Here is a 17,998-nt window from a genome sequence, read left to right on the forward strand (position 1 = left end):
AGAGAAAACAAGCTAGGAAGTGGATGATTTCATAGCTGTCTTTTAAGAATTGAAGCTAATATATGAAATTACAAGCCTGGGAAGATTATAGTAATAAAAGACTGTAACATACTATATTATTTAGAAAAAAATGGTATATTAGAACTATTATCACTTAAATAAACAGACAAATGTACGAAATGAGGAGATGAGAAATGATGTTATGTAAAAAATTGGTAAGCCTATTCACGATTTTTATTGCAGTACTGTTTTTAACAGCTTGTGGGGGTTCTATAGAGAAAAAAATCATAGGAAGTTGGAAGGCGGTTGCTGATGGGAAGACTGGACAATACATAGAGATAGGTGAAGAAAGGCTAATAAACCGATCTGAATCTATCAGTGCTGAATACATACTTACTGAGACACAAAGTGATACCTTCATGCTAGAAATTATTAATCCAGAAGATGGTATTCCAATTCCATTCTTTGAGGGTTATTTTGAAAGTAAAGATGAAATAAAAGTTGTAAAAATGATGGGTGAATCAATAGATAACGCTGAATTTATTAGAGTAGAGAACATAGAAGAAGAACAAGAAAAAGATAAAAAAGCACAAGAAGCAGAAGAAAAAAAACGTAATTCAAAAGATAATGAAAGCCAAAAAGAGCAAAAAAGGCAAGCAAAACAAGCTGATGACACACAGAAAGAAACAGAAACAGCGGAAATCATCAATGATGAATTAGAGAGATTTACTGCAGCATCGGAATATATTATGGAATTGATTGATCAAGGAAGGTTAGGGGAAGCTAAGGGGCGATTAAACTTATTATCCAAATCAATTACTTCGCAGGAACATAATAGCAGTCTTCGTGCAATGGACGATATGATAGAAAGTGCAAAATATGAAAGGGAGCAAGAAAGAATATCTCCGAATTATAGCAGTTTAAAAGAGGAATACGCGCATAAAGCAAGGATGCTAGATGAAGATATTGAACAAAAATACAAAGGAGACGTTGGGATCGGTGCTTATGGAGATTACCTAGATGATTGGGATGGATTACTAAATGAAGTATGGGGCGTTTTAGCAGATTCAATGCCAAAAGACAAATTTGATCAACTAAAACAAGAACAAATTAACTGGGTCCAGGAAAAAGATGCAAATTATGAAAAGGCTCGTGGTGAAATAGATGCAAAAGATAGACTAACGAATACTACAAGAGAAAGAACCTATTATTTAATAGAAAATTATTTAGATCTGTAAATAAATGTGGCCCCATGATATAAAAGTTATGATTGAGAATTCTAGAAAACCATAACAAAAAGGAGGTAACATGTGAATAGGATATATGAATCATTTAGACAGATGAAATTTGGTAGTGGTAAGATGTGGCATTTTATAGTTTATACTTTGGCTTTTGCTAACATTCTTAATAGTATTGCAGATAAAGAGTTAACCAAACTGTTGAATGCGAATAATGAAACAATTTATACATACAACTATTCCCTCGGTGCTACGGGGCTAATATTTTTGATCCCTGGAGCATTACTTAGTTTGTTAATAGTAACAATATTAGTTAAAATTAGAGACAGGTTTTTCCCAAATTTGTCTACATACAAGGTCATAGTATCCCTTTTTAATTTGACTAAATTGCTCTTGAAAGCTGTACGCTTCCTAGGGAATGCTCTATTTTATATTATAATTTTTATTGTTGCTATCTTTTCTGATGGTGGCGGCCGTTCTTCTTCTGGTGGAGGTAGTTATCATTCTGGCGGAAGCTCCAAAAATTCGAGTATTAGAAAGAATTTAAAGAAGGAAGCAGAATGGAAGGCAAGTCAATTACAAAAAGACGCTAATTATGCTTATAAACATGCAGGAAAGCAAGCTCAATACAATATAAATTCACATCATTTTGATGATAGACTTAATAGGGCAAATGCAAAGCAACGCGAAGCTAACGAAGCGGCGAAAAGAGCTCGAAATTTATAATTATGTGTTCTACCTCACATCGATAGCAATCTGAATTCTTGAATAAACCACCTTGCTGTGAGGTATTCCTTCGCTAGATTGTAAGAAAACTGGTTCTCAGTCAAATGTGGTGGTGTGATTTTCACTCCACCATCTCTTTTATTAAAAAGCCTTTGCTTAAATAGCTGCGTACGTATATTGGTTGCCGTTTCTATTGTGTCAAAACCCTTCTAACCTCTTGTCGCCACAGTATTTTCTTTTTTAATCGATTAAAATTTTTAATTCCATACGACATTCGTTTTGCCACTTTAATTGTATTATTTACGCCTTCAATATATCCATTATTAAAAGGATACATAAAGGAATGCAAGATCTCTTGCTTCCACCGCTCAAATGTTTTTCTTACTCTATGAAAAGACTCAATATTAGAATCCTTCATCGCCATTAAACATCCTTCTAGACCCTGTGTAGCGGTCTTTTCGTTACTCTCTTTAAACCACTGATCAAGTTTGTTTTTTAGGTTGTATGCCTCTTCTAATCGAGGATCAACCTGGAGTAACTGATTTACTTTCTCTCGCTCTTCTTCTGATAATTTATAGGTTGATTTCCAAAGTAACTTTTTACTTTTTTTCATATATATCCGGTCTTTTTTCTCTAAGTCTCTTTGCACTTCTCGACGTACTTCATCTAGCGCCCAATATACTTGCCGCATAAAATGAAATCGATCAGCGATGATCAGTGGGTTACCAAGCGCCTTCCGTATTGCTTGCTTAAAAGACTTAGAAAGGTCCATGACGACAATCTCTACGTTACTTGTATCACAGGACTGAAGATAAGCTTTAATTGTATCTACCTTCCGATCAGGTAAGACATCCACAATCTCTTTATTTTCTACATCCGCAATGACCGTTTGAAACCTTTCACCGCCCGCATCCCCTTTAAATTCATCAATAGCTAACGCACGTGGCAGGACTTTCCTTGTTTTTATTTCTTTTCGATCATAAATACGAAGTAACCGTTGCGAACTCATCCCAGTTAACTGGGCAGCTGTAGTAAATGAGCCCACAGCTGTATACGTTAGCGCTGTCGTTTGTATAGAACGGGTGCAACGTTGGTATCGTTCCACCATCTGAAGCTTTTCATAAAACGTATGATTACACGCCTTACATAAGTAGCGTCTCTTTTTCAAAGAAATACTAACTGGTTTATTGGAAACAATGGGCCCCTGAATCGTTTGGGTACGATAGCCGTGGATACTTTTTGTCCTATTGCCACAAAACGGGCACTTCTGCTTCTTTACTTTTGTATATAGCTCTACAAAAAACTTAGCTGAGTCACTAGAAACTTCCCATACATCTACATGTTTGTCTTCAATACCTAACATTTCTATGATAAAATGGTTTTGCACTCTTTCCCTCTCCTTTTCCTTTTGTGTCGCAACTTTAGGTTAACAAAAGAGAGGGGAATGAGTGTATTTTTTTGTTTCTTACGGAAACACTGATCCTCCAAAGGAGACCACCACATTTAGTATAGAGCCAGAAAAACTATATTCGAAAATGAATAAATAAAAGGAAAGGAATAACAACTACATTTTGTTGTAATTCCTTTCCTTAATGATAAAAATGTTTTTTCTGAAGCTTCAACACCATTTTGATCAGTTAGTATGCTTATGGATCTAAAGCAGTGGAGAGGCTGACCCCAAAGTCACGCCTCATCCCACTCCTCTTCCATCTCATCTTTCACGACAGATGTAATACTTTCCACTGTCCATCCCCATGTGTTTTTCTTCTTGTTGAATCTTCTTTTCTTGATATATTCCACTTTGTCGTATGTTTGAATGTTGTTTTTCTCCACCAATCGCGGAGGAATAAATGCATCATCCACAAATGCAAATGGATTGCCCTGTTCTCGATCAGCATAGCCCGTTCCGGATTGGATAAAATGATTTATAAATGCTTCGTCACCCTCCTCAATCTCGTAAACCCTATATAATTTCGTCCGCTTTTTGTCCGCAAGCATCTTTACTTTCAACGTCTCATCGGGTTTCCAGTGATGCGACTCTTGAATGGCATCCATGTAAAAATATCCTTCTCTTATCGTTTTAAGATATTTGTTTTCTAAGTATATAAAATGAATAACACCTTTATCTTTATTTACATATGTAACAAAAATATCGCTAAAAGGAAGCGTTCGATACAATATTTTTTCCGCTTTTCCCGCGTACGCTCTTAGGGCATCCCTATTTTCTGCAGGTTTCTTTTCCAAATACCAGCTTTCCGTTTTCCATTTTTCAAGCTGCTGAGATATCTTCCCCCACTTCTTCATTCGAGTAGAAATTAATGCGTCCAGCTCCATTTTCGCATTTGAAAACATCTCCCTCCTAATAAGCATGGGTATCAACTTTTCCTGCAGCCCGACAATCATCTCGGGTTTTGACTTGCAAAGCAATCCGGCACATAAGCAATTGAATCTTTCATCTTCCTTCACCAGCTCACTAATTAAATCCCATATCCAGAATTCCTTGCTTTTCGTTCTAGCAAAGGATGTTACGGCTTCAAATGCCTCCTCTTCTCTGTTCACTTTTATTAATAATTTCGCTTTGTAATACGGAAGCCATTCATATTCGGGATGCTGTTTAATTTGCGAACTCAGCACATCGATAAATGAATGGATCCTCTGTTCCGTTGCGGCAGAAGTAGTTGGGGATGCCAGCCTTTTTGCATGATAGTTCAGAATAACCTCTGCTAACGGTCGGATCTCTACCAGCTCCCCTTTGTCATTTGTAAAGCTGGACTTTTGAAAATCTCCTCGATCAAACCAATTGAAACCAAGCATATCCATGAATAGATAATAGTTCGTATCGTTTAATTTGCTGCGAATTTCTTTAACAAGCAAACGGGATGCTGAAGCATTGCTTTTATCATAGATGCTTCTTTTCTCAATAAACTTTGCACTATTCCCGCAAAATTGCTGCAATTGTGGAAAAACTTTATTAGCAGATTGCTCTCCATGTTTCACAACCCGTCGGATGGACCACAAGATCGAGTTTACTAATGTCTTCTTGAAATCATTGGAAAAGCTGCTGTCAAAAGAGATAGTTGCATGATTATTCAGCACTGCTAAGTTGTTGACATAATTGTCTATGCTGCCTTCAGAAGACTTCAAGAAATCATACATAATCCAACCAAAGGTGATAACCGCATCCTCATCATCCTTATTTGCTTGGAGATAAGGAAGGATTGCATGAAATGCCTCCCGCTGCTTCTTGCTCTTCCGCAAACGCTTTGCTTCTTCAATTGGATCCGGATCCAGTTTTCCGCCATTACGATCCACTTTTTCAGACAGCCTTTTTAATGCTGCTAGTATTTCATTTATTTCCCAATCTTCTTTTTCAAGTTTTAATTTTTCCACAAAAGCATTCTTGTCCATGCGATTATAAACAAAGCCTTGAAGCAGTTTGTATTTTACAAAGCATTCCGTGCTAATTTGGTACAAGTCTTCCTTATAGTTTTTTGTTGTGTACATCTTTTGTACCTCCTCTAGTCAAGAACATAAACATCTTTGATCAACGCAACTATTTTTGAGAAGAGTTCCTCGCTTCCATCCATGTAGCTGAATTTAGAAATCTTGCCATCACCGTTATACCAAAGATGGATGTCCGTATGATGTTTTTGTTCAGCAAAATTTAATAAGAGATGCCATTCACGTGAATCCACTACTTTCATTGTAATACCCTGATTATCCAACATAACAGCGAACGCTTCCAAAAACGATTTCATCACGCCAATTTCACTTGACACCTCTTTTGAAGTTAGTGTGAATAGCGGCAATAACGCTTTAAAATCTTCCTCCTCCCCTGACTTCAATCTGGGAACCTTCATTTCTCCTTTCCCATTGTAGTCGAAGAACAGTTCAATTTTTTGGCCATTCATCTCCAAAGTGACCATTTCTAAGTAATCTCTGGAAGCGATGTCCAAGATTTCAGCAACGCCTGACAGCCGTGTTTTCAGATAGCACTGAAGCTGTTCAGCAGCAGTTTGTTCTCTATTGGAAAGCGATAAAATGACATTTCTTTTGTTTGGAGTTTTTGCAGCTGGTGATGCACGGAATTCGGTTTTCAAAAAAGGTGAAACAGGCTTCCAATTGATCAGCTCGACACGATGTAAGCCACTCGATACCCCTGTATAGATCCATTTGAAATATTCCCTATTCGTTTTGCCTCGATTTTCACCTTGATATGTATTGAAATATACCGATTCAAACGAATAAGCCATCCCCTTATTCACTGTCATCGCCCACCCAAACTTCACTTTTGCTGCATTTAGAAGCTTAAAATATTCACTCGTTGGCACATTGAGTTTTTTCAACACCCGATCTCTATAAGCTTTTTCAAAATGGGTGAGTTTCCGTTTATCTTTGGCGTCCCTGAATAGTATTTTTCCATCTTTGTGGATCTCAGCATATTGTTCAGGATGCTGCAGCATCTCCTGATATTCCGAGCTTTCTTCAAAAGGTTCCTTTTTTAGAATGTCATGCTCATATGTTTACAACACATATTGATAAGCAATTATTTCGTTCATACCAAGCTCATTCAGTGGGGATTTTAAGTAATTTTCAAACACAAGCGTTTCTATGATGCTCTCATCTTGAAGCTTTATTTGGCAAGGAATAAATCGCAGTATTACTTTTTCTTCTTTTATTGTCACAGCCTTCTCGATGATATGTACATGATCAACATAGACTACTTCACCAAAGCATCCGTTATCCACTCTTTTAGGTTCTACAAAGGAAAAGGGCTGTGTACTATTTTCAAATGGCGATACATCATTTTCCGTCAATCCCGGTCCATAAGCTTGTATAGTTGTATTAAAGACGATATAGTCTTTTGCTTCTATTTCTCTGCCGTTTTTGATTAGATGCTTCTTTATCCAAAAATTCACCTGACTCGCTTGCTCATTGCTATAAACAAGAATTTTACTAGTGTCTGGATTTAAATAAACCTCTTCCAACACTTTTGTTTGGTCTTCCTTTTCACAAACTTTAATTTCTTCATTGGAATAGATAAATAACGCATTGTATAGGTCTGCCCGTATATCCTTAGCAATCTTGTTGCACACTTGAATGATTTCAGATTCCGCATCACTGTCCGGCAGTACCGTATTTTTTATATCTGAAGAGAAATTTTTATTCTCAAGCAGCGCTTTCAGAAATTCCGGATTCAGTGCATTTTCAGTATTTGATCCATAGCTCAGTTTATTTTTGTCTCCAATGAAAATAACCTTTCTCTCCGGATTCGACTCCAAATCAATGTAATTCAAAACGTCCTCTAATAAATACCCCGAACCAAATTGCACCAAATCGGAATCGAAATTCGAATTCGTAATCAGCTGGCTATCATCGATAATATACAATGTTTTGCCTTGGTCATGGATCTCATCGTACGCTTTTACAGGAATGGTCTTTTTGTAGAATTCATCTATTTTTTCTTCTTTGAAATCAAAAACCGAATTAAATAACGACTCCACTTCTTCTAATGCTGGATTGCTTCTCAGCATCTTCCTTCTCAACCGGTTAGAGTAAGCAAAGACAGGAACATCATTATAATGTAAATCGAAGGCTAATTCTCGAATGTCAGGAATTAACGAAGTTTTGCCACTCCCCGTATTACCTGTTAAGGTCATTATTTTGCTGTCGGATAACAAGAATTCCCTAATTTGTTCAAGAGCATCGCTATCTTTCGTTTGATTTTCCGCACGTGCTTCGCTTTCCTCTGGTTCAATCTGAACATCAGCCTGATATGCGTCCGTAGCAAACACAGATCCTGTAAAAATTTGCCGTCCCTGTTCTGATAGATAATCAATATTCCCCTCTGCCAGGACATCAATTATATCGACAATTTTGTTAAGATAGCTGCTTGGATCAACAATCGAGAAACTGATTTGGAATCGTCTGGGAACAGCCCCTATTATCTCTACTTTATCGTGAAAACAAACTATTGTTGAGACTGATTTACGTTCGAAGTTATGTAGGCGATATTTGAGTTCATTAATCAGTTTACTCCGCTGCTTACTAAGCTGGCTGAATGGATTAGGAGAACTGCCTCCCTTAACCGTAATCTCATCATCAATTACCCATCTGCCGAACCTAAAATTTTCTTCAGATGGAAGTTGCAGCTTCCCACTATAATTCTTAAAATCTATCAGGATGATCTGATTTTCGGTAACCAACAAACAATCAATTTGCAAGTCTTCCCGGGAAATACACTCCGGCATTCCAAGTAAAATACCATCCCACTTTCTCTCCTCGAAAACTTGTACCAGTTCTACCGAAATTTTTCTAAAAAATTCATTTTCATAGGATTTGGAAGATTTTCCTTTGCGTACTTCTAACATATCATTTTACCTCCCCCATGGAGTTTTATCTCTAAATATTATATCATTTCAGCTAAATATCTGTAAGGGTCAATTAGATGGCAGACTTGGAGTTAACCTATGCACTTCTTAATTCTATTACTGTACCCACTTAAAAAGACGGAGTGACTGATCCCAGATGTTTTATGGCAACAACGTTAACTATCCAATCTCCTCAGCCTGTAAAAGCAACCAGATAATTTTCGATAGGATACGGGGAGCGACAGTGGCATTCAAAACTTAATTTCTTTATGTCTTCTACACGCATACCAAAATCGGGATCTTCAGCAACTTCCTTAGTATAAGGGAGACAGGGAATAATTGGTGACATGATCGTATAACAAGATGAGCAGAGCAAGATTGAGTGAAACACCTAACCATTCACCGTATAAATGAATGTACTGCTGGAAATAATAGTTTTATAGATTAAAAGGAAGGGGAACTTTGTATGCCACGAATATCAGTAGTTCCATTTAGTAGGATTATGGAAATTTATGGAAACACCCATCACAGAAATGATCTGGAAGCAATGAAACATTTAGAGAATGCTTATGAGCAGGGAATGACAGAGATTATTAGGGAAATGGCTTATTTGGAGATGCTTCATTATGAGAAAGAGTATGTACCTGAAAATAACCATGGCGAAACACGTAATGAAGAAACACCATTTCAGCGTGCTATACGTCTGTGTGATACCAAAGACCAAAAAGATGCATTGTTTGATGTAGAAGCTGAACTCAATTCCTTCGCTGTGTTCGAATGGGAGAGATATTTTATTGATGGGTTTATACGCGGGTACAAATTTCTGAAAAGAAACAACTGCTCATAAACGTTAATTATTCCTATCTTCTCATTAGAGATTAATGGGCCAACCACATGCCAGCTTCTACACCTCAGAAGCAATCTATATATCCGTACTACAATTGCATTTACTGGCCCATTCTTGGTTCTGTGATATTATCCCTCTGTATACTTTTACTCTTCCCCCATATACACCCTTGACAATCACCCCTGCAAAGTACAAGGGGATTCTGACCCAACTTTTTAATCACCACAAAATGATTAACCAACGAAATTAAAACACTGCAGAGAATAGACTCCTGCAGTGTTTTAATCTGTTATTTCATGATGGGATCTTACTCCAAATTTCGAAGAACGATTTTTTTAGTGTGAACATTACTGATTGAGGAATTTACGAAGTTTCTTCTCGTGCTGCATAGTTTTGCTGGAAAGAAAGTCAACGGTTTCTTGTGTTTCTGTTAATTCAACACGTACTCCATTAATTTTTGTTTCAATACGATCAAAATGTTCATCCATGCGGTTTTCAAGTCCCGTCTTCATATTATGCATGCCGTTCTCTAGCTCAGTTATCCTTCCAGTGATCTCCCCAGAGTATTGTTTGAGTGCATTAAGAATTTCCTTCAGTTCATGTTGTTCCATGTTGTATCACCTGCCTATTAAAATCATTATATGCTATACTACTTCTTTTTTAAAGACCTATTATCTTGGGATTTTAATTGAATCGCGGCAATGTGCTTTTGCGCAACAAGTATTAAACTAAGTCACTAGATTTCCGGTTTATCGTCATCACTGATAAAGATGATTAAATGATAACGTTCATTTCTATCTAGTTTTAAAGGAGAACCACTTTATGCTTACATCACTATAAAGGAGTCGGAAGCTGACCCCAGAACTCACTTAACTCGGGAAGTGACAGTGCACCAAAAACTAAAAAAGATGCTGACTCTGGAGAGATCGTTCTTGGTGAGGGCAGCGAGGATTCCTTTTGGGTACTGGAAGAAGGACAATATATTGATCTAATGATTGCAGTAAAACTGGATGAAAGTGCAGGCAACGATTATCAGGGCGCACGCTATTATGCCTCTCTTAACGTTATCGCAAAACAAACAGATGATGGTGCACAGTACGAATAATAAATGAAAATAACAAAAGGTGAAACTGAATGCAGTCACAAATTTATATTGACCCAAAGATAGACATTGCTAGTGACGAATACATTGGCATAATTATTGAGTTTAAAATAAAACCTGCCAAAACTGCCGTGGCCACATGTATATCGAATTTGACAATTGAACAAGCCAAACAGCAGGTAGAAACAAGTCACCAGACATTTCAAATGGAGCTCAAACAGTTAGAGGAATCCCTTATTGAATACTTCATCATTAATACCTATAAAGATTCCTTTAATGGTGTGTCGATGCGTCTAAAAGGAAATACAGTTCAACGCTTGCTTCTATCCACAGTTATAAAAGCGATTTATAAGACCGATGAAATGAATTTACCCAAAAAGCCAGGAGATACAAGGTATTAAATATAATAAAAACTCCCCTAATATTAAGTGTAATTAACTTAGTATTGGGGAAATTTTGTTACATTGAATATGCTATTCCTTCATGCCTTGGAAATTTTTCATTGGAGAGGTTGGCAAGTGTTTTTTATTTATGCAGCAAATTCAAAGACCAGTATATAAGTTAATTGCCAAAGACTACATTTTCAGTTTGTAATAACCACTATACTGGCAAATAAAATCCGCATCTTTTACATCAACTGACACAACCTCTTATTTAGCCAATGTGTGTTTTAAATTTGGAAGATGCCAGCCACCTAGAACTATAAATTTCTTCAATCAAGCTGCAGAAGGAGGCCTCCCCACCATCCCCCAATACTCAACCTCATTAAATAACCGTTGTTCACGAGGTTCTTTCTGTGATAATAGTAAATATATTTGTTCTTCATACACGTTCTTTTTCTTGTGAAAGGGCATCGTAACTGACCTTGCATATTTCTCAATAAAATAAAGTTGAAAAGAAGTTAAGCTTCCATCAATCCGCATAAATTCAAGGTGCTTTCGAATATGAGGAGCTTTTTTGCACAAAATGGAGGAACTCCGAATTTTATTCATCATGGTAAGATCACGTGCTTTCTCTGCATAAAGCTTTCCTCTTTTAGTCATTTCTTCGTGAAAAGAAAATTGCAGGATTTGCTTCATAGTAAAACCTGTTCTGTCCTGAATACTTTGTAGATCAGCATTTTCAAGTTGATTGACCAAGTCAAAACGAAACTGGTTTAATTTCTGGATACCAACTTTATTTGTAATTGAATTCCGTAACGTTAAGTGCACTATATCGTCTCGTGAATCAGGACTTATAATTTGGGCATTCACTACTGCATTACTATTATATTTTTTCTGTAAAGCTATTTCATGAAAATCAGTTACATAGAACAGTTCTCCATTCCATTTATATAAGTATATTAATATTGAAGATATTGGAGTTAGCGTCTTTAATTCCCTTAATGAATTTTTTGAAGGTAAGTGGAATTCACTCTTTGTAATCATTTGGATATTGTTGATGGGTACTGGTGTTAATTCTCCGTTGTCCATACGACCATCCTCCTTGCTTCACTATATGAAGCAGTTCGATTGTCCTATTAACATAACTAACAAACGCTTAAAACTTTTGTTCAATAAAGTTTATCTGATTATTATGGATAAATAGATCCACTGTTTGTGAGCTGGAAAGCCAGCAAAATAATTAAGAATAACCTTTTGTAAAAAATCTGCTTACAAAAAAGCATGATACTAGTATACAGGGGTTTTTTAGTGATTAATTGTCGTGGTCCTCGAACTGCACTCAAAAAAACCTCAAAAAGATATCGTATGATTTTAATCAAGTGCCGCGGTTCTAGTCTATATATGTCCATATTTTCTACTCTACGACTTTAAAGCAGTCGGTGCTGACCCCAGCAGTTCCCAAACCTTATCTGTATACAAAAAATATATTAGACAAATCACTACATAATTCAGCCAGTACCAGACACTCACCTCACCATCCTCCACCCCACCCAATTACACCCTATTCAAAAATTTCCATAAAAAATAGGTTGTAATTGGTTATCAGATAGTTTAGTATGTAAACATATTCTGAAAATTGGGAGGGGTTAAAATTGAATGAAAACAATGCTCTAATTGAAGTTCGCAGAGGTAATCATATAGAGAGCGCGCATCATTTACATATTGCTGTCGTTGATTCTGCAGGAACGTTGCTGCATTATGCTGGAAATAACAACAAAAATATTTATGCCCGTTCTTCGATGAAACCTATTCAAGCTATACCAATCGTGGAAACTGGTGCAGCGGATTATTATGAATTTAGTAATGCTGACTTATCCCTTTGCACTGCATCACATAGTGGTGAATCAATGCATACGGACCGGGTTACATCCATTCTAAAACGTGTCGGGATTGATGATACGAAGCTACAATGTGGCACACATATACCAAGATGGCAGGAAACGTACAAAAATCTGATTAAAAACGGTAAGGAAGTTACTCCTTTATTTAATAACTGTTCAGGTAAACATACAGGGATGCTGGCAACAGCAATGTTTATGGGAGAACCTATTAACACCTATTATGAGTTGGATCATCCTGTCCAACAGCGAATAATGCAAACCGTTAGTGAAATATGTGACTACCCGCAAGAGGATATTGAAATCGGTATTGATGGCTGCGGGGTTCCTGTACATGGTTTACCTTTGGAACGACTAGCTTACGGTTTTGCAAGAATGGCAAATCCCGAATCACTCGGAAAAGAAAGGGCCGAGCATGTACGTCGGGTTACAAAAGCAATGACTGCAGCACCTGAAATGGTCGGAGGTACAGATCGGTTTTGTACAGATTTTATGACCGCCGGAAAAGGCAGATTCTTTGGCAAGGCAGGAGCTGAAGGAGTTTATTGTATTGGAGATACGCAAACCGGATTAGGAATTGCCATAAAAGTAGCCGACGGTAACGGCAGAGCAGTATATCCTGCTGCAATGGAAACACTTGTGCAGCTTGGATTACTGGAAAAAAATCAGATCGAACAATTGAAAGAATATCACCATCCCAAATTAAAAAATGCGCGAAATGAAATCATTGGTGAATTGATCCCTCATTTCCAATTAAAGCATATTGCATTGGCTTAGGAGTTGTAAGTAATGACAATTAGAAATGTTAGCATCATTGCAATTCAAGAAAAATTTTCAAATACAATCACCAAGCAGCTTAAAGAAATAATTGGAGACAAGGTGAACATTCATTCCGTAACTGTAAAAGATATACAGCGTCACACAATTACAAAAGATGATGTTGTTGTCCTTTCAAACAACCTGATTAAAGGACTCGTGAATGAACTAATACCCGAGGAATGTCCCGTCGTTGTCGCAAAGCGAGACATCAATTATGTGAATACGAAAGAATTATTAAATCTTCCTTCAGGCCAAGAGATTTTGGTAGTAAATGATAATAAAACAAACGCAGATGAAACGGTTCAATCATTAAGCGAGACCGTATTTGAACACAATTATCAAGCTTATTCACCAACCGAAGTCATGCCAAAAACAATTGACTATATCGTTACACCAGGAGAAGGACATCTTCTGCCCAAGGAATTATCAAATGTTATTGATATAGGTTCCAGGCTACTGGATTTTAACACAGTGGAAGAGATCATTCAGCTGCTGGAAATTGATATTGCAAAGTCACAGATTGTCAGACGTTATTTTAAAGCATGTGTGTCTTTATCAACGAAGAATAATGATGCAACAGACAGAACGAAAAACGATAGGAATGTCGCCAATTATTCTTTCCAAGATATTATTAGTACGAGCGAAAGTATGAAACAAACAGTTGAACTAGCCAAGCATTATGCTGTGAACAGTCAGATAAAATACATTCATATGGAAGGCGCACCTGGTACAGGAAAAAACATGCTTGCCCAAGCCATTCACAACCTTTCTGATCGATCAGAGCTACCTTTTGTTTCGGTTCATTGTAATTCAAAAAATTTAAATGAAGCCGAAGAAGCTCTTTTCGGATTAAAAAATAGCGGAGCCTCCCCAGGCGTTTTCGAGTCTGGTGAAAATGGAACGATCTGTATAGAAGATATTGAAGAACTACCTTTAGTAATGCAAAAAAGACTGTTTCAACAACTTAATGACAAATCAATTAAGGCCAAAGTGATAACAACAAGCTCCAAAGATTGCAAGGAATTGGTGAAGAAGCACTTATTTTATGATGAACTCTTCCATTTAGTTAATGAACACTATTTAAAAGTTCCCGATTTATCTGAGAGAAAAGAAGACCTTTTGCCTTTAATTGATAATATTAAGCAACGAATACAGAAAGAGGGAATCACCTTTAAAGAGGAAGTATTGGAGTTTTTCATGGAATATCCTTGGAACAATAATGTGAAGGAACTTTATGATGTAATCACCTATTTATCTTTATTGGAAGAGAGCCCTATAGGAATGAAATTCCTACCTTTTTATCTCCGTTCAAAGGTAGATGAGCAGAAATTCAAGGACATTGATAAAAATAAGATGATTATTTCAAAAATAGAAGAACATGGATTCCTTGGTGAGAGTATCGAAATTTTAAAGGCCTTCTATGAAGGAAAAAAAGAGTATGTTTCTTTTGGCAGATATGCTTTAAAAAAACATCTGGAGAAAAAAGGGCATAACCTTTCCGAGCAACAATTACGAGCAAGATTAGAAGTGCTACAAAATCTGGGTTTAACGATTGTACGGCAAGGAAGAGCCGGTACAACCATTTCCCGATCAGGTGAAGAATTTATCGAAGACTATTTAAAATCACAGGAAAGTACGAAAGGTGGAAAATAAATGATGAAGTTTTTAAGATCTAACTTATTAATTACAATTGGTCTTTTGCTATTTGTGTTCCTCTCTGCTTGTTCAAGCGGAAATAGCGAAAGCGCAACAAAGGAAGATAGTACAGACAAGAATGGTGACCCGAAGCAAGAGTTAAGTTTACTTAGCAAGGATACAATCCCTACGATGGACCCACATATGGGGACAGACGTAATTTCATTTCAATTTATTGGTGAAAGCAGAGAAGGCTTATACCGACTTGGTGACAACCTTGATTTAAAACCAGGGATAGCAAAAGACCATAGTGTCAGTGAAGATGGATTAACATGGACATTTAATCTTCGCGAGGATGCAAAATGGTCAAATGGAGATCCGGTTACAGCACATGATTTTGTCTATGCATGGCAACGTGCTGTCAATCCGGAGACAGGTTCGGAGTATGGCCCCTACATGATGGGTGGCGTGATTAAAAACGCTACAGCAATAAATAAAGGTGAAAAAGATATGGAGGATTTAGGGGTAAAAGCTGATGGAGATTTCACATTAGTTGTTACACTAGAAAAAACTACCCCCTATTTTGAATCATTAACAACTCGAAGTACATTTATGCCATTAAATCAAAAGTTTGTTGAAGAACAGGGCGACAAATTCGCAACAAGCGCCGACACACTATTGTCTAATGGCCCGTTTCTATTAAAAGATTGGGAAAGCACATCAAGTTCTTGGAATTTAGTGAAAAACCCGGATTATTGGGATAAAGAAGCAGTTAAGCTTGAGAAATTAAGCTTCGACGTAGTAAAAGATCCACAGACAAGTGTCGATTTATATGAGAGCGGCAAAGTGGACCGTACAGATTTAAATTCAGATCTGGTTGATCAGTTTAGTGCACAGGATGACTTTGTCGTTACACCTGAAACTGCTCTTTATTACTTAAAATTAAATCAAACCAAATCTGAGGCACTTGCCAATAATAACATTCGCAAAGCATTAAGTATGGCAATAGACAAGTCCTCTCTAGTTAACGAGTTGCTGAATGATGGATCTATCGTTTCCAATGGCTTCGCTCCACAGAATTTCGCCAAACATCCTAAAACTGGAGAAGGGTTCCGTGAAATCAATGGAGATTTAATCACGTATGATGTAGAAGCAGCAAAAGAGTTATGGAATAAAGGCCTCAAAGAGATTGGCAAGAAGGAAGTAGAGCTTGAGATTTTAAGCAGTGACACAGATATTTCGAAAACATTGGGTGAATATCTTGCTAACCAACTGAGCAAAAACTTACCAGGTTTATCTGTCAAATTAAAACAGGTACCTTTTGAACAACGCATAGATTTAGATACGAATATGGATTATCAAATAGAGATTGCAGGCTGGGGACCTTCATACCTCGACCTATACACATGGATGGATCTTTGGTTAACAGACGGCGGAAATAACAAAACAGGTTATTCAAATAAAGAATATGACACGCTTGTTAAAAGTACAGTAGATGAACTAGCCCTTGATCCGGTAAAACGCTTCGAAGCTTTCTTGGAAGCAGAAAAAATACTGGCAGAAGATGTGCCAGTTGTACCACTATACCAAAGCGGCCGCTCCCAATTAATTGCTCCTAAAATTGAAGGAGTGATTAGCAGACCATTTGGCCCTAAGTATGAATATAAGTGGGCAGAGGTTGTTTCGGGGGAATAGGAAAATAGAGGAGGAACTAGACTTTTGTCTAGTTCCTTTTTTATGCATTATATGAGACATCCTATTTTAATTTTAATACTCTATTATATTTCTACATACATACATTCTTTCTAGCTATAGTAGTTATTTGCTATTTTCCTGAAACAATAGTGACTAGCCCCTCGACTCATTAAAAAAAATGTCTTAACAACAAATAAAATACCTATATACCGTAAACCGGCTTTCCACCAATAATAGTTGCATTAACTACAATATCTTTAATATACAAAGGGTCAACGCTAGTTGGATCTTCTTCCAACCCTGCAAAGTCTGCTTGCTTCCCAATTTAAATACTACCCGTAATATTTTTATCAAAATTAAGATCTGCGCCACTTACAGCTTGACCACATATAAAGTTCTGAAAGAGTTAAGCCAGAGATTTACGCTTATAAATACTTTATGCTAATACTTCCCCGCATTTTTTGAAGCACACTCCAGCTCGATTCTTTATTTGCAATCATAACATTAACATAGAGTGCATCAATTATTGAAAGTTGCGCAATTCTTGAGGACAAGGCTTCTGAACGAAAATCGGTTTCTGCAGCAATAGTGTATAATGATATGTCTGCTTTCTCGGCAAGAGGAGATTTAGCAAAGTTCGTAATAGCTACTGTTTGTGTTTTGTTTTCCTCAAAAACTTGCATAAGGTCTAGTATATCTTTTGTAGAACCACTATGGGAAATTATAATCGCAAGATCCTTATCAGTCATTTGGGAGGCAGACATAATTTGAAGATGTGAATCTAAGTCAGCATTTACATTAATCCCGCTTCGAATAAATTTATGATAAGCATCCATAGCAATGAAAGCAGAACCACCAACCCCAAAAAAATGGATTCTCTTTGCTGTCAAGATTGCCTCGACAACTTTTGTAATCAGATTTTCCTCCTGAATACGGAGGGTATCCTCAATTGTTTTGATGTTGGATTGAAAACTTTTTTCAGTAATTACTCCAATACTATCTTTTTCATCTATTTTCCCATGTATATCTTTTATTGACGTAACGACCTCAGTTGCAAGTGATATCTTCATATCTTGAAAGCCTTTAAAACCAATTCGTCTACAGAAACGAAAAATTGTTGCTTCGGATATACTTAACTTTTCTGAAATGTGGTTAATTGTATAGTGAATGACTTTATCAGGATTTAATAAGATGAAATCTGCAATTTTCTTTTCTTTCTCACTAAGATTTCTATAATTGCTTCTAATGCTTAACAGACAGTGATGGATATTGTCAGACATAATT

At 36.8% G+C, this 17,998-nt stretch carries 14 protein-coding genes; 7 read left to right on the top strand and 7 right to left on the bottom strand.

Annotation, left to right across the window (positions count from 1 at the left end; translation table 11 throughout):
- Positions 1 to 194 precede the first annotated feature (194 nt).
- Both X953_RS15535 and X953_RS15540 read left to right on the top strand, forming a co-directional pair.
- A complete protein-coding gene (locus X953_RS15535) occupies positions 195 to 1,238 on the top strand; it encodes a lysozyme inhibitor LprI family protein (RefSeq protein WP_084715721.1) in 1,044 nt (347 codons plus the stop codon).
- A gap of 72 nt (positions 1,239 to 1,310) precedes the next feature.
- A complete protein-coding gene (locus tag X953_RS15540; protein ID WP_040956393.1) occupies positions 1,311 to 1,964 on the top strand; it encodes a hypothetical protein in 654 nt (217 codons plus the stop codon).
- Positions 1,965 to 2,154: 190 nt separating this feature from the next.
- Here X953_RS15540 and X953_RS15545 read toward each other — a convergent pair whose 3' ends face one another.
- The 4 genes from X953_RS15545 to X953_RS15560 all read right to left on the bottom strand — a co-directional run bounded on the left by X953_RS15545 (position 2,155) and on the right by X953_RS15560 (position 8,335).
- Positions 2,155 to 3,351, bottom strand: coding sequence for an ISL3 family transposase (locus tag X953_RS15545; RefSeq protein ID WP_040954247.1), 1,197 nt, complete (start codon positions 3,349 to 3,351; stop codon positions 2,155 to 2,157).
- 296 nt (positions 3,352 to 3,647) lie between these two features.
- Complete coding sequence (locus X953_RS15550) at positions 3,648 to 5,468, bottom strand: hypothetical protein (RefSeq protein ID WP_040956394.1); 1,821 nt, start codon at positions 5,466 to 5,468, stop codon at positions 3,648 to 3,650.
- 14 nt (positions 5,469 to 5,482) lie between these two features.
- Positions 5,483 to 6,427, bottom strand: coding sequence for a hypothetical protein (locus tag X953_RS15555; protein WP_040956395.1), 945 nt, complete (start codon positions 6,425 to 6,427; stop codon positions 5,483 to 5,485).
- Positions 6,428 to 6,487: 60 nt separating this feature from the next.
- The gene (locus tag X953_RS15560) at positions 6,488 to 8,335 is read right to left on the bottom strand and encodes a nuclease-related domain-containing protein (protein WP_040956396.1); all 1,848 of its coding nucleotides are present in this window, start codon (positions 8,333 to 8,335) and stop codon (positions 6,488 to 6,490) included.
- A 466-nt stretch (positions 8,336 to 8,801) separates the two neighbouring features.
- Here X953_RS15560 and X953_RS15565 point away from each other — a divergent pair, with 466 nt between their 5' ends.
- The gene (locus X953_RS15565) at positions 8,802 to 9,182 is read left to right on the top strand and encodes a hypothetical protein (protein ID WP_040956397.1); all 381 of its coding nucleotides are present in this window, start codon (positions 8,802 to 8,804) and stop codon (positions 9,180 to 9,182) included.
- 347 nt (positions 9,183 to 9,529) lie between these two features.
- On the opposite strand, the gene X953_RS15570 is transcribed toward X953_RS15565, so the two are convergent.
- Positions 9,530 to 9,793, bottom strand: a complete 264-nt coding sequence (locus X953_RS15570) for a hypothetical protein (RefSeq protein ID WP_040956398.1) — start codon at positions 9,791 to 9,793, stop codon at positions 9,530 to 9,532.
- A 523-nt stretch (positions 9,794 to 10,316) separates the two neighbouring features.
- Here X953_RS15570 and X953_RS15575 point away from each other — a divergent pair.
- Positions 10,317 to 10,685 carry a protease inhibitor I9 family protein gene (locus X953_RS15575; protein ID WP_040956399.1) on the top strand — a complete coding sequence of 123 codons (369 nt, stop codon included), beginning with the start codon at positions 10,317 to 10,319 and terminating at the stop codon, positions 10,683 to 10,685.
- A gap of 315 nt (positions 10,686 to 11,000) precedes the next feature.
- Here the strand turns inward: X953_RS15575 and X953_RS15580 are convergent, their stop codons facing one another.
- Entirely contained in the window at positions 11,001 to 11,756 is a 756-nt protein-coding gene (locus tag X953_RS15580; protein ID WP_040956400.1) for a hypothetical protein, read from the bottom strand.
- Between the two features lie 563 nt (positions 11,757 to 12,319).
- On the opposite strand from X953_RS15580, the gene X953_RS15585 reads away from it, so the two are divergent.
- Genes X953_RS15585 through X953_RS15595 form a run of 3 tightly spaced genes read left to right on the top strand, consistent with a single transcriptional unit; the run spans position 12,320 to position 16,714 of the window.
- Positions 12,320 to 13,342 (top strand): asparaginase, encoded by a 1,023-nt coding sequence (locus X953_RS15585; protein WP_040956401.1) that lies wholly within the window; start codon positions 12,320 to 12,322, stop codon positions 13,340 to 13,342.
- Between the two features lie 12 nt (positions 13,343 to 13,354).
- A complete protein-coding gene (locus X953_RS15590) occupies positions 13,355 to 15,037 on the top strand; it encodes a sigma 54-interacting transcriptional regulator (RefSeq protein WP_040956402.1) in 1,683 nt (560 codons plus the stop codon).
- Positions 15,038 to 16,714, top strand: coding sequence for a peptide ABC transporter substrate-binding protein (locus tag X953_RS15595; protein WP_084715722.1), 1,677 nt, complete (start codon positions 15,038 to 15,040; stop codon positions 16,712 to 16,714).
- Between the two features lie 425 nt (positions 16,715 to 17,139).
- On the opposite strand, the gene X953_RS15600 is transcribed toward X953_RS15595, so the two are convergent.
- Positions 17,140 to 17,994 (bottom strand): MurR/RpiR family transcriptional regulator, encoded by an 855-nt coding sequence (locus X953_RS15600; protein WP_040956403.1) that lies wholly within the window; start codon positions 17,992 to 17,994, stop codon positions 17,140 to 17,142.
- Between the last annotated feature and the right edge of the window lie 4 nt (positions 17,995 to 17,998).

Origin of the sequence: Virgibacillus sp. SK37, assembly GCF_000725285.1 — a bacterium.
In the GTDB taxonomy this organism is placed as follows: domain Bacteria; phylum Bacillota; class Bacilli; order Bacillales; family Amphibacillaceae; genus Virgibacillus_Q.

Bases quoted from the DNA above. Each gene is read 5' to 3' on its own strand.
- X953_RS15535 (WP_084715721.1), top strand. From the start codon at position 195: ATGATGTTATGTAAAAAATTGGTAAGCCTATTCACGATTTTTATTGCA.
- X953_RS15550 (WP_040956394.1), bottom strand. From the start codon at position 5,468: ATGTACACAACAAAAAACTATAAGGAAGACTTGTACCAAATTAGCACG.
- X953_RS15555 (WP_040956395.1), bottom strand. From the start codon at position 6,427: ATGCTGCAGCATCCTGAACAATATGCTGAGATCCACAAAGATGGAAAA.
- X953_RS15560 (WP_040956396.1), bottom strand. From the start codon at position 8,335: ATGTTAGAAGTACGCAAAGGAAAATCTTCCAAATCCTATGAAAATGAA.
- X953_RS15565 (WP_040956397.1), top strand. From the start codon at position 8,802: ATGCCACGAATATCAGTAGTTCCATTTAGTAGGATTATGGAAATTTAT.
- X953_RS15570 (WP_040956398.1), bottom strand. From the start codon at position 9,793: ATGGAACAACATGAACTGAAGGAAATTCTTAATGCACTCAAACAATAC.
- X953_RS15575 (WP_040956399.1), top strand. From the start codon at position 10,317: ATGCAGTCACAAATTTATATTGACCCAAAGATAGACATTGCTAGTGAC.
- X953_RS15580 (WP_040956400.1), bottom strand. From the start codon at position 11,756: ATGGACAACGGAGAATTAACACCAGTACCCATCAACAATATCCAAATG.
- X953_RS15590 (WP_040956402.1), top strand. From the start codon at position 13,355: ATGACAATTAGAAATGTTAGCATCATTGCAATTCAAGAAAAATTTTCA.
- X953_RS15595 (WP_084715722.1), top strand. From the start codon at position 15,038: ATGATGAAGTTTTTAAGATCTAACTTATTAATTACAATTGGTCTTTTG.
- X953_RS15600 (WP_040956403.1), bottom strand. From the start codon at position 17,994: ATGTCTGACAATATCCATCACTGTCTGTTAAGCATTAGAAGCAATTAT.